General features: G+C 55.1%; 10 protein-coding genes. 5 read left to right on the top strand and 5 right to left on the bottom strand.

Annotated elements, in window-relative coordinates; genetic code table 11:
- Positions 1 to 99: 99 nt before the first annotated feature.
- The gene (locus tag NNN71_RS07610) at positions 100 to 2475 is read left to right on the top strand and encodes a membrane-bound PQQ-dependent dehydrogenase, glucose/quinate/shikimate family (protein ID WP_271458223.1); all 2376 of its coding nucleotides are present in this window, start codon (positions 100 to 102) and stop codon (positions 2473 to 2475) included.
- 44 nt (positions 2476 to 2519) lie between these two features.
- Here the strand turns inward: NNN71_RS07610 and NNN71_RS07605 are convergent, their stop codons facing one another.
- The 5 genes from NNN71_RS07605 to cybB all read right to left on the bottom strand — a co-directional run bounded on the left by NNN71_RS07605 (position 2520) and on the right by cybB (position 7141).
- Positions 2520 to 4214, bottom strand: a complete 1695-nt coding sequence (locus tag NNN71_RS07605) for a methyl-accepting chemotaxis protein (protein WP_271458222.1) — start codon at positions 4212 to 4214, stop codon at positions 2520 to 2522.
- 138 nt (positions 4215 to 4352) lie between these two features.
- Positions 4353 to 5471, bottom strand: a complete 1119-nt coding sequence (locus tag NNN71_RS07600; RefSeq protein ID WP_163446465.1) for an S-(hydroxymethyl)glutathione dehydrogenase/class III alcohol dehydrogenase — start codon at positions 5469 to 5471, stop codon at positions 4353 to 4355.
- A 23-nt stretch (positions 5472 to 5494) separates the two neighbouring features.
- Positions 5495 to 5770 (bottom strand): metal/formaldehyde-sensitive transcriptional repressor, encoded by a 276-nt coding sequence (locus NNN71_RS07595; protein WP_163446466.1) that lies wholly within the window; start codon positions 5768 to 5770, stop codon positions 5495 to 5497.
- Between the two features lie 130 nt (positions 5771 to 5900).
- Positions 5901 to 6539 carry a leucine efflux protein LeuE gene (gene leuE, locus NNN71_RS07590; RefSeq protein WP_065357142.1) on the bottom strand — a complete coding sequence of 213 codons (639 nt, stop codon included), beginning with the start codon at positions 6537 to 6539 and terminating at the stop codon, positions 5901 to 5903.
- A gap of 74 nt (positions 6540 to 6613) precedes the next feature.
- On the bottom strand, positions 6614 to 7141 hold the full coding sequence (gene cybB, locus NNN71_RS07585; RefSeq protein ID WP_163446469.1) for a cytochrome b561: 528 nt from the start codon (positions 7139 to 7141) through the stop codon (positions 6614 to 6616).
- A 224-nt stretch (positions 7142 to 7365) separates the two neighbouring features.
- Here cybB and gap point away from each other — a divergent pair, with 224 nt between their 5' ends.
- The 4 genes from gap (at position 7366) to NNN71_RS07565 (ending at position 11023) form a co-directional block, all read left to right on the top strand.
- Positions 7366 to 8367: a type I glyceraldehyde-3-phosphate dehydrogenase gene (gene gap / locus NNN71_RS07580; RefSeq protein WP_271458221.1), complete on the top strand. Its 1002-nt coding sequence runs from the start codon at positions 7366 to 7368 to the stop codon at positions 8365 to 8367.
- A 118-nt stretch (positions 8368 to 8485) separates the two neighbouring features.
- Complete coding sequence (locus tag NNN71_RS07575) at positions 8486 to 9262, top strand: isocitrate lyase/PEP mutase family protein (protein ID WP_271458220.1); 777 nt, start codon at positions 8486 to 8488, stop codon at positions 9260 to 9262.
- Positions 9246 to 10310, top strand: a complete 1065-nt coding sequence (locus tag NNN71_RS07570) for a bifunctional transcriptional activator/DNA repair enzyme AdaA (RefSeq protein WP_271458219.1) — start codon at positions 9246 to 9248, stop codon at positions 10308 to 10310. Before NNN71_RS07575 ends, NNN71_RS07570 begins: the two co-directional genes overlap by 17 nt.
- Before the next feature lie 194 nt (positions 10311 to 10504).
- Positions 10505 to 11023 carry a hypothetical protein gene (locus tag NNN71_RS07565; protein ID WP_411908126.1) on the top strand — a complete coding sequence of 173 codons (519 nt, stop codon included), beginning with the start codon at positions 10505 to 10507 and terminating at the stop codon, positions 11021 to 11023.
- The last annotated feature ends 25 nt before the right edge of the window (positions 11024 to 11048 follow it).

The raw sequence follows: 11048 nt of genomic DNA, 5'->3' as shown, positions 1-11048 counted from the left end.
ATTTGAAATAATTCATAGCTTCATTCAAAACAACATAGCGACACCATTGTTGCACTTGGTTCAGTCGCGTGCATTTTATGCTGTCGAAAGGAGAACAGTATGGCTACTGGCAACGTGCCGCGAGGATTCCCCCGAATCTTGCAGTGGCTTCTTATCGGGCTGATGGCGCTCATCGGTCTGGCGATTGGTGCCCTGGGGGCAAAACTTGCCTCCGTGGGCGGCACCTGGTTCTTTGCCCTGATGGGGCTGGTGATGGTGGTCAGCGCCATCCTGATCGCTCGTCATCGCCGCGGCGGCATTGTGCTGTACGCGCTGGCCTTTATCGTCGCGATCGTTTGGTCCATCAGCGATGCAGGCTGGGATTTCTGGCCGCTTTTCTCACGTCTGTTTGCCTTTGGCGTGCTGGCTTTCCTCTGTGCGCTGGTCTGGCCGTTTATGTCTACCGCCCAGCCAGCTAAAAAAGGCCTGCCGTTTGCCCTTGCGGCGGTCATTGCTGTCGCGCTGCTGGCAAGCATTGGTGGTATGTTCAAGCCACAAACGCTGGTTTCTGCTACCGAAGCGGTGCCGGTTAAACCGGTAGCCGCCGGTGAAGAGCAGAAAAACTGGGAACATTGGGGTAATACCACCCATGGTGACCGTTTTGCTGCCCTGGATCAGATTAACAAGCAGAACATCAATAAACTGCAGGTGGCCTGGACTGCCCACACCGGTGATATCCCGTTGAGCAATGGTTCAGGTGCGGAAGATCAGAACACGCCGTTGCAGGTAGGCGATACCCTGTTTGTCTGTACACCGTATAGCAAAGTACTGGCGCTGGATGTCGATACCGGTAAAGAGAAGTGGCGCTATGATTCGAAAGCCACCGCGCCGAACTGGCAACGCTGCCGTGGTCTGGGCTACTTTGAAGATACGCAGGTGCTGAACGCGCCGCAGAGCACAGCGCAGCCAGCCGCCTGTCCGCGCCGCCTGTTCCTGCCAACCACCGATGCGCGCCTGATCGCCATCAACGCCGATAACGGCAAGCTGTGCGAAGACTTTGGCAACCACGGTATTGTGGACCTGAGCGTCGGTATGGGCGAAGTCAAACCGGGTTACTATCAGCAAACATCCACACCGCTGGTCGCGGGTAATGTGGTGGTGGTGGGTGGCCGAGTCGCGGATAACTTCTCTACCGATGAACCGCCGGGCGTGGTTCGCGCGTACGACGTACGTAGCGGCAAGCTGGCCTGGGCCTGGGATCCAGGTAACCCGAATCTGACGGGCCTGCCGCCGGAAGGCCAGACCTACACCCGCGGTACGCCGAACGTCTGGTCTGCGATGTCCTATGACGCGAAACTGAATCTCATTTATCTGCCAACCGGTAACGCCACTCCGGATTTCTGGGCCGGTGAACGTACCGCGCTGGACGATAAATACAGTTCCTCCATCGTCGCAGTTGACGCTACAACCGGTAAAGTCCGCTGGCACTATCAAACCACACACCACGACCTGTGGGACTTCGACCTGCCTTCGCAACCGCTGCTGTACGATCTGCCAGACGGTAAAGGCAGCACCACGCCGGTACTGGTACAAACCAGCAAGCAAGGCATGATCTTCATGCTCAATCGCGAAACCGGCGAGCCGGTCGCCAAAGTTGAAGAGCGCCCGGTTCCGGCGGGCAACGTGCATGGCGAGCGCTATTCTCCAACGCAGCCTTACTCCGTCGGCATGCCGATGATCGGCAACGAGCAGTTGAAAGAGTCCGATATGTGGGGCGCAACCCCGGTGGACTTGCTGCTATGCCGTATTCAGTTTAAAGAAATGCGCCATCAGGGGATTTTCACCCCGCCGGGCGTCGACCGTTCCCTGCAATATCCGGGGTCACTGGGCGGTATGAACTGGGGCAGCGTGTCGGTTGATCCGAACAATAGCCTGATGTTCGTTAACGATATGCGCCTGGGCCTGGCTAACTATATGGTGCCGCGTGAAAACGTGGCGAAAGGCGCCAGTGGTATCGAGATGGGAATCGTGCCGATGGAAGGTACCCCCTACGGCGCGATGCGCGAACGCTTCTTGTCACCATTGGGTATCCCCTGTCAGAAACCGCCGTTTGGCACCATGTCGGCAGTGGATCTGAAGTCCGGTAAGATCGTGTGGCAAGTACCGGTTGGCACCGTAGAAGACACTGGTCCGCTGGGTATCCGCATGCATATGCCGATTCCGATCGGCATGCCGACACTTGGCGCATCGCTGTCAACGCAATCGGGTCTGTTGTTCTTTGCGGGCACCCAGGACTTCTACCTGCGTGCATTTGACACCGCAACCGGGAAAGAGGTCTGGAAAGACCGTCTGCCGGTCGGCAGCCAGTCTGGCCCAATGACCTATGTTTCGCCAAAAACCGGTAAGCAGTACATCGTGATTAACGCCGGAGGCGCACGCCAGTCGCCGGATCGCGGTGACTACATCATCGCTTACGCCCTGCCGGATTCGCAGTAATCCTCTTCCCCGTAGCCCCCTTGGCTACGGGTTTTTTCTGTTTATCAGAACGTTTCCCAGTTATCCGCACCCGCAGTGGCCACCGCCGGACGTGTCGGCGTAAACGCCGGTTTGGCGCTGGACTTTTCATGCCCATGTTTTTCACTACGCTGGATACGGAACGCCCCGACGGCTTCGGTAAGGCGTGCCGCTTGCTCTTCCAGCGAAGCCGCCGCGGCTGAGGCTTCCTCTACCAACGAGGCGTTTTGCTGAGTGACATTATCCATCTCAGTCACCGCCTGGCTCACCTGCTGAATACCACGGTTTTGCTCATCGGAGGCCGCCGCAATCTCCAGCATAATATCGGTCACGCGTTTTACCGCATCCACAATATCGGTCATCGTCGAACCAGCCCGCACGACTTCGTCTGAGCCGCGTTCAATTAAAGTGACAGACTCGCTAATTAGCCCTTCAATCTCTTTTGCCGCCTGAGCGCTGCGGCTTGCCAGCGTGCGCACTTCACTGGCCACCACCGCAAACCCGCGGCCCTGCTCGCCCGCGCGCGCCGCTTCGACCGCGGCATTCAGGGCGAGAATATTGGTCTGGAAGGCAATACTGTTGATGACCGACGTAATTTCCGAAATTTTCTTCGAGCTGGTTGAGATACTGCCCATGGTCGCCACCACGCCGGACACCAACTGACCGCCGCGCGACGCTTTACCCGAAGCGTCTTCCGCCAGCTTGCTGGCATGATGCGCATTATCGGCGTTTTGTTTCACCGTTGCGGTCAGCTGTTCCATACTGGCCGCCGTCTGTTCAATGGCCGCGGCCTGCTGTTCAGTACGGGAAGAGAGATCGGTGTTACCGACTGAAATTTCGCTGGTGCCACGGTAGATCTCTTCGGCCCCCTGACGCACCGTGCCCACCGTCTGCACCAGCGCATGCTGCATTTTTTGCAGGTTACCATTGAGCTGGCCGATTTCGCTGCGCCCTACCGGTTCATCCGCCATGGTCAGGTCGCCGCTGGCAATCTGCGCGATACGTACGCCGGCACGCTGCAATGGCAGAATAACCACGCGGCGTAATGTGGTAAAGGTCAGTAGCGTCATGATGAGAGCCAGTACGAAGGCCCCAATCATAAAGATGACGCCGAGGCGGGTACGATCGTGAGCCATCTCAGCTAATTGATTGGCGCGAGCGGTACGGATATCGATAACTTTCAATCGTACCTCGTTGTAGGCGTCATCCAGCGCACGGGCTTGCTCACTTTCGTAGTTGATGATCGCTTCAAACATGCCGTTCTGGGCATATTTCAGCATCGGTTTCATCCCTTCCAGGTAGGCGGTATAGCGTTGATTCATTTCACCATCCAACGCCTGGTCTGCCGGTGTTTTCACGTTTCTGTCGGTGTAAACCTTAAATCCATCCTGCGAGCGCTGAATCCAGTGCGCTGCCGCCGCGAGGTTTTTCTTCATGCTGTCCATTTCCGCAATACGGCTGTCCGCTCCAGCATGAATCATCATCAGACGTGCTTCGCGCAGATAGTTAGCGCTGTCGGATAGCCCCACCCGTACCTGTAACTCATGGGTGACATCACGTTGGTCAATATCGGCTTTCCACATAAAGTAGCCAGCCAGCCCCGAGCTCAGGGCAAAAAGCAGCAGAATGCCGCCAAAAACGGAACCAAAAAAAGGTACCAGGCGGATGTGGTGTAAGAAACCGATCTTTTGCGCACGGACCGGCGCAGCCTTTTTATCCATGAGTTGACTCTCTTGTACTTGAGGTAAGTACCAGAGTCATCGGCCATTGCCGCTAATTTCTTATCAGGAAAGATGTAAAACGTAAGGCGGGTCACACTTCATATTCCCGGCGGGACAACTCCCACCGGGAGGTGGGCGTTATTTATCGCCGAAATGAATCACGGTGCGGATAGATTTGCCTTCATGCATCAGATCGAACGCTTCGTTAATCTGCTCCAGCGGCAGACGATGAGTGATGAAGGGATCAAGCTGAATTTTGCCCGCCATCGCGTCCTCTACCATGCCAGGAAGCTGAGTACGGCCCTTCACGCCGCCAAACGCCGAACCGCGCCATACACGGCCGGTCACCAGTTGGAACGGGCGAGTTTTGATTTCCTGACCCGCACCGGCGACGCCGATGATGATGCTTTCACCCCAGCCTTTATGGCAGCATTCGAGCGCGGAACGCATCACGTTGACGTTGCCGATACATTCAAAGCTGAAGTCCACGCCACCGTCGGTCATTTCGACGATCACATCCTGAATGGGCTTATCGTAGTCTTTCGGGTTGATAAAGTCGGTCGCGCCCATTTCTGCCGCCAGCGTAAATTTCTCAGGGTTTGTATCAACCGCCAGAATACGCCCCGCCTTCGCTTGTACCGCGCCCTGGATCACCGCCAGACCGATGCCACCAAGACCAAAGACCGCCACGGTATCACCTTCTTTCACCTTCGCCGTGTTGTGCACTGCGCCAATACCGGTGGTCACGCCGCAGCCCAGCAGACAAACTTTGTCCAGCGGCGCCTGCGGGTTCACTTTCGCCAGTGAAATTTCAGCCACCACGGTGTATTCGCTGAAGGTGCTGGTGCCCATGTAGTGGTAAATCGGCTCGCCGTTATAAGAGAAACGCGTGGTACCGTCCGGCATCAGGCCCTTGCCCTGGGTGGCACGAACGGCCTGGCACAGGTTGGTTTTACCGGATTTACAGAACTTACACTCACCGCATTCGGCGGTATATAGCGGAATAACATGGTCGCCCGGCTTCAGGCTGGTGACGCCTTCACCGACTTCAACCACCACGCCGCCACCTTCATGGCCCAGCACCGCCGGGAAAACGCCTTCCGGGTCATCGCCAGACAGCGTGAACGCATCGGTATGGCAAACGCCGGTGTGGGTGATTTTGACCAGCACTTCGCCTTTCTTTGGCGGCGCGACGTCAATTTCAACAATTTTCAGCGGCTGACCTGGGCCAAACGCAACTGCAGCACGTGATTTCATAGCTGTCTCTTCCGTTGTGATGATTATTTTAAATAGGATCGTAGCAGATGACCTACTTCCGTCATGCGTACTGCACGCTGATCCGGCGTAGTGTCTCCGCTTACCAGTTCGTCTTTGAGATGCATTTCGACCATTTCGCCCATCAGGCCGTTGGCGGCCCCGCGAATAGAAGCAATCTGTTGCAGGATAGTCAGGCAGGAATCGCCGGACTCCAGCGCGCGCTCCAGCGCCTCAACCTGCCCTTTAATGCGGCGAACCCGGGTTAATGCGCGTTTTTTGTCTTCAGGTGAATGCGGCATAGGCCCTCCGGTGATATAGGGGGGTATACTATCAGTTGTTTTAAGAAATTGTAAAATGATTGCGCAGGATTTGCGAAAAGCGGGAGGGAATTGCCGGACGGCGGTTACCGCCTTCTCCGGCATTGATAACTCAGGACTGCAAGGTCGCCAGACGCGCGGCAAAACCGACAAACACCAGGCCGATCAGGCTGTTGCCAATTTTTGCCAGCTTTTTACGGGTTTTGACATAGCGGGTAACCAGCGAACCGGAAACAATCAGGAAGCTCAGGTAGGTAAAGCTGACCAACTCCAGCGTCAGCGCGAGGATAAAGAACGCCAGACCCGGTGTTTTAGCGTGCACATCAATAAACTGCACAAAAAACGAAACATAGAACAGAATCGCTTTCGGGTTTGTCAGGCTTAAGGTCAACGCGCGTTTGAAGATAGCGTGCCCCGGCTCAGGCTCGTCATCCTGCCCCGCCGTTTTGCGCTTGAGCGTGCTGTAAAGCATCTTGCCGCCAAGATAAAGCAGATAAATAGCGCCCAGATAACGCACGATGTTAAACAACACTGGCGTCGTTTTTATCAGCGTGGCGACGCCGGCAAAGGAGAGGAACATCAGCACGGCATCGCCGATAAACACTGCCAGCGCGGCCATGTATCCTTTACGGATACCGTGTGCGACGCCGGTTTTCAGGACGAAAAAGGTATTTGGCCCCGGAACCAGAATAATAAAAATGGCCCCGAGTAAATACGTCCAGTAATTCAGCACGCCAAAATCTGCGAACACCCCGTTCTCCCTACGCATACGTAACAAAATTGATGGCGTATGGTAACGCGAAGCCCAGGGAGTTTAAAGCCTTCTTAACGCTTACGCGGCATCATGCGCAGCAGCGTGTTGTCCTTCCAGAGATAGTGATGCGCCAGTGCGGCCAGCGCGTGCAGACCAATCAGCCAGTAGCCCAGATTAGCCAGGAAAACATGGTACTGCTTGAGCGTATCCACCAGGTCGAAATTGGCTTCGGCGGCGTGCGGCATGGTGAGACCAAACGCCAGCCACGGGTTACCACGGTTGTACATCATCACCAGGCCGATCAGCGGCAAAGCGATAAACAGCAGATAGATAGCCAGATGCCCAAGGTGCGCCAGACCGGTCATCATCGGCTTGGGTTTCGGCACAATCGGCGGCGCCGGGCGCTTCAGGCGGATCAGCAGACGCGCCACCATCAGCACCAGAATGCTGATACCGCAGGAAACATGCACCATATTGATCATCGGGCGGTCGCTGCGCGGAAACAGTCCGCGCAGTTCCATCGCCGCGTAGGCCACCACCACCAGCAGAAAAACCAGCCAGTGGATCGCAATTTGTAAGCGGGAATATTTATCGTTCATCGCCGGGACACTCTGAAAAGTAATATAAAAAGCAAAATAGCCGCGTTTCCTTAAAAATTCATTAACTTTTTCATATCGATACAAATTAACCGCGCAAAATGACATTGCCCTTCTCCGATGACTGAGCTAAGCCTGGACAGGTGAAACATATAATCCACACTTATCTATCAGCGGTTTCAAGTACACGTATTGGGCTGACACCCCATCATTGACAGGAGAACACCATGAGTAAAATTGGCATTAACGGGTTTGGGCGCATCGGCCGTCTGGTTCTACGCCGCTTACTGGAAGTATCCAGCAGTCATGAAGTGGTCGCGATTAACGACCTCACGTCGCCAAAAGTGCTGGCTTATCTCCTGAAGCACGACTCCAACTATGGCCCCTTCCCGTGGAGCGTTGATTTCACCGACAATGCGCTGATTGTCAACGGTAAAACCATTACCGTTTATGCTGAAAAGGAAGCAAAGAATATCCCATGGACCGCACAGGGCGCCGAACTCATCGTGGAGTGTACCGGCTTCTACACCTCGACGGAAAAATCCCAGGCCCACCTGGACGCCGGGGCTAAAAAAGTGCTGGTCTCCGCGCCGGCCGGTGAGATGAAAACGCTGGTGTTTAACGTCAACGACGATACGTTGAATGCCAGTGACAAGATCATCTCCGTTGCTTCTTGCACCACCAACTGCCTGGCGCCGATGGCTAAAGCGCTCAACGACGCTTTCGGGATTGAAGTGGGGACGATGACCACCATCCACGCCTATACCGGCACCCAGTCGCTGGTCGATGGTCCGCGCGGTAAAGATCTGCGCGCGTCACGCGCGGCCGCTGAAAACATCATTCCGCATACGACCGGCGCGGCGAAAGCGATTGGCCTGGTGATTCCTGCGCTGAGCGGTAAGCTGAAAGGTCACGCCCAGCGCGTACCGACAAAAACCGGCTCGGTGACCGAACTGGTCTCCATTCTCGGTAAAAAAGTCACTGCCGATGAAGTCAACCAGGTGATGAAAAAAGCCGCCGAAAACAACGAATCCTTTGGCTACACCGAGGAAGAGATTGTCTCATCCGATATCATTGGCACCCATTTCGGTTCGGTGTTTGATGCCACTCAGACAGAAGTCACCGATGCCGGTGGGCTGCAACTGGTGAAAACCGTCTCCTGGTACGATAACGAGTACGGTTTTGTCACCCAACTGATTCGCGTGCTGGAAAAATTCGCCAAAATGTAATGCCTTCGGCGGGCATCTGCGCCCGCCGTTTCTTTCAAAAAATGCTCGTCCAATTTTCGGTTGTGGGCCACGTTGCCGTCGCGGCACACTCGGCAGACACACACAACCGGTAAAAATCATGGATTTCACAGCATTGCATTATCAAGAAAAACCGTTAGTTATCGCCAACGTCTGGGATGCACCAAGCGCCATTGCCGCACAGCAGGCGGGATTCCAGGCCCTTGGCACGTCCAGTGCCGCCATTGCGAATATGTTGGGCTACGCCGACGGCGAAGGAATGGCGTTTGATGAGCTGCTCTATATCGTCCGCCGCATTCGCGCGGTCAGCTCATTACCGTTGAGCGTCGATATGGAAGCAGGCTACGCCGATAATCCGGAGGATATTGTCGCTCATTTATGCCAGCTCGCGGCGCTCGGCGTGGTCGGTGTGAATCTGGAAGATAGTCGGATCATCAAAGGCGTTCGCACCCTGGACAACCCAGAGGTTTTCAGCCAACGCCTCAGCGCCGTACGCTCTGGATTATCAGTCAAGGGTTGCCCACTGTTTATCAACGCGCGTACCGATGCCTTTCTATTGAATCTTCCCGATGCATTAAGCGTGACACTGTCACGCATAAGCTGTTATGAAACTGGCGGCGCTGACGGCCTGTTTGTCCCTTGTGTCAGCGATGTACAAGATATCGCGGCGTTGGTACAACATACCTCGTTGCCGCTCAACGTCATGTGCGTGCTAGGACTTGCCGACTTCGCCACGCTGGGAAAAATGGGCGTGCGTCGTATTTCGATGGGCAATGCCGTACATTGTGCAATACAAGGTACGCTAAACACTTTACTGTTAACTCTCCACCAGCAGCAGTCATTTGCCGGAGTTTTTTGCGATGAAAATCACCGATAGCGCGCAGTGCGATACCTGGTACGGAGCCCTCCTGGCCCGCGCGTCGGAATATACCGGGGTATTTTTCGTTGGCGTGAAGACCACCGGCGTGTTTTGCATCTCCGTGTGTCGGGCACGCAAGCCAAAGCGTGAAAATGTCGAGTTTTACAGCAATTTCAAATCGGCTCTGGACGCCGGTTATCGTCCCTGCAAAGTCTGCCGTCCTACGGAAAACGCCTTCAGCGCCCCACCCTTTATTGAACAGGCGCTAGCACTGGTTCGGCTCACGCCAAAAGCCCGCGTTAGCGACAGTCAACTGCGGGAACATAACCTTAGCCCCGAGCGCATTCGACGTTGGTTCTTGCAGCATCACGGCATCACCTTTCAGGCGTTTCAACGCATGCAGCGGGTGAATGTTGCTCTGCAAGAGTTAAAAGGAGGACGCCGCACGACCGATGTCGCATTCGATAACGGCTATGAGTCGTTAAGTGGCTTTGGCTATACCTGCAAGAAACTGACCGGGCGCTCACCCGCCGGGCAGCCGCAGAGCGTGCTGATTCACCGTTTTACCACCCCGCTCGGCCCAATGTTTGTCTGCGCGACCGAACGCGGCGTCTGCCTGCTGGAATTTGTCGATCGCCGCATGCTGGAGAGCGAATTCAGCGATCTGCAACGGCTGTTACGCGCACGCATCATGGCTGGACAAAATGCCCATACTCAACAGGCCGAGCGCGAAATTGGCGAGTATTTTGCCGGTCAGCGCCAGCAGTTCTCGCTGTCGCTGGATAGCCCCGGCAGCGATTTCCAGCGCAGCGTCTGGGCTGCACTACGCCAGTTGCCGTGCGGAGAAACAACCCACTATCAGGCCCTGGCGGAAAGCCTGCACAAACCCACAGCCGCCCGTGCGGTAGCGGCTGCCAACGGCGCGAACCGTATCGCTATCGTCATTCCCTGCCATCGGGTCATCGGCAAAGATGGTTCAATGACTGGCTACGGTGGCGGCATCGCGCGCAAAGCCTGGTTACTTGAACACGAGAAAAAGATCACCCTTAGGCAAAGCGTAAGCTGAAGTCGGGTGTCGTATAGCCGCCCAATTCCGGCAAAGTCCCAGAATCCAGCCGGATAAGGCGGCGCCTGGAGCACGCGGAACGGCTATCATGAATCGACGTTCCGCGACGGTTGAGTCTTTGTTTATCGTGTAAAACGTATGATGGAGAGCATTATTTTCTTTTTTAAGCTTTCCAGAGTTTTATCATGCGTAAAATGCCCAACGCGCTGGTATTTATAGCGACAGTGGTTCCAGCAGCGTCGAGCTATTCCAGTGAGCTAAACCTGTACTCCGTGAACACAGGCTCGTTTGTCTACCATATGACCGGTAATCACGGCCAATATAATGAGAAATTCAACAACGATTTCTTTTCCGTTGAACGGAAATTCTCTGCGGAATCAAAATACAGCCTGCTCATTGGGACAATGAAAAACAGCTTTGCCGATCGTTGCCTGACGCTAGGCGTGCGTCGTGACTGGCTGCAGGGCAGTAATCATAACAAAGGGTGGACATTCAAAGGCATATACGCCTACACCGGCGAGTTCTTTTTCGATGCATTCAGCCACTGCGGGGATGAAGGTGCTTACCATACGGCCAGGAAGATTACCGGCGTGGGGTTCTCGCCGTACATTTATCATGGGCTGCAATATAACTTTACCGACTACTTTGGCCTTGAGAGCGGGATTATTCTGCCATCGATCTTCGTGGTGAGCATGCAGTGGAGTTTCCGTTAAGCGCTTTGTCGTCCCGGCGTCACTA

Origin of the sequence: Kluyvera sp. Awk 3 (assembly GCF_028069715.1) — a bacterium.
GTDB lineage: Bacteria > Pseudomonadota > Gammaproteobacteria > Enterobacterales > Enterobacteriaceae > Kluyvera > Kluyvera georgiana_A.
Note: the sequence above shows the minus strand (reverse complement) of the source record. Positions and strands in the feature narration are given on the sequence as shown.